Here is a 1,199-nt window from a genome sequence, read left to right as displayed (position 1 = left end):
CTAGTGGTGCATCACGCAACCTTGGTGGGGTAACTGGTCCATGACCGGATCGGGGAGCTGGCGGCGAAGCTGACCTTCGGGGCGGCGTGCCGGTTGCGCCAGCGGACGTAGGCCGCGATGGCGGCGTTCTGCTCCTCATGGCTGCGGTGGTCGGTGCCGTTGAGCGCGAAGTACCGCAGCGCGGCAAACTCGGACTCGATCCAGTTCAACCACGACCCATAAGTCGGCAGGTACACCAGCTCTACGTCGTTGGCCTGGGCCCAGATCCTTACCTCGGCATGTTTGTGCGGGGAGTAGTTGTCGCAGATCACATACAGGCGCTCCCCGGGCCACCGGGCACGCAGCGTCTTGAGGAAGGCCAGGAACTCCTTCCACCGTTTGCGGCGGCGGATCCGGTAGTACAGCTTGCCGGTGGCCAGGTCCAACGCGCCCAGCAGGTGCCGGACGCCATCGTCGCGGCGGTAGGTCGCCCGCAGCCGCCGCGGACGCCGCCGCGTCCGCCAGACCCGGCCTTTACGCGGCTGGAGGTTGAGCGGGCCGAACTCATCTGCGCAGACCACCCGCCCGCCTCGCGGCCGGGCGTCATACAGAGCCAGGACCCGGCACATCTTGGCGATGAAGGCGGGATCGTCGCTGCTCTTCCAGGTCGTGGTGGCCTGCCAGGAGACCCCGCCCGTCTTCAAGATCCGCGACAGATGCTGCGGGCTGATCGAGGTCACCAGCCTGATCTGCTGGAGGTGGGCGGCGAGCTTGGACAGGCTCCAGGTGGAGAACGCGGTGATGCCCCACTCGGCGGGGGTCGTCCGGGCGATCAGGCAGATGCGCTCGCGCACCCACTCACTGATCCTCCTCGGTCGGCCCCCGCTCCATTTTGGGTCCAGCGCATCAAACCCCCGTTCGTTGAAGGTGTGCACGACCTGCCGCACATAATCATCGCTGACCTGCATCAATTCCTGGATCGCCGAAGCCGGCCGGCCTTGTGCCGACATCAGCACCACGATCGCCCGCCGCAGCTTCACCGGGTCCTTCGCTGTCCGGGTGATCTTCTGCAGGCGCCGGCCTTCCTCCATCGACAACGGCCGGACGAACACCTCGGGCTTACGTGCCACGACCACCTCCCAGAACTACTCCGGGACAAGGCTGGCGTGCTCACTCGCCGAGATCAATAACCCCAGCAAGATTCGGTGATGCGCCACTAG

General features: G+C 66.1%; 1 protein-coding gene. It reads right to left on the bottom strand.

The window, feature by feature from the left end; translation table 11 throughout:
- Positions 1 to 11 precede the first annotated feature (11 nt).
- Positions 12 to 1,109 carry an IS630 family transposase gene (locus tag ACH34R_RS44120; protein WP_397567623.1) on the bottom strand — a complete coding sequence of 366 codons (1,098 nt, stop codon included), beginning with the start codon at positions 1,107 to 1,109 and terminating at the stop codon, positions 12 to 14.
- Positions 1,110 to 1,199 lie beyond the last annotated feature (90 nt).

Source organism: Spongiactinospora sp. 9N601 (assembly GCF_044326295.1).
In the GTDB taxonomy this organism is placed as follows: domain Bacteria; phylum Actinomycetota; class Actinomycetes; order Streptosporangiales; family Streptosporangiaceae; genus Spongiactinospora; species Spongiactinospora gelatinilytica.
The sequence above is the reverse complement of the archived record's forward strand: the minus strand, read 5'-3'. Positions and strand labels throughout refer to the sequence as shown.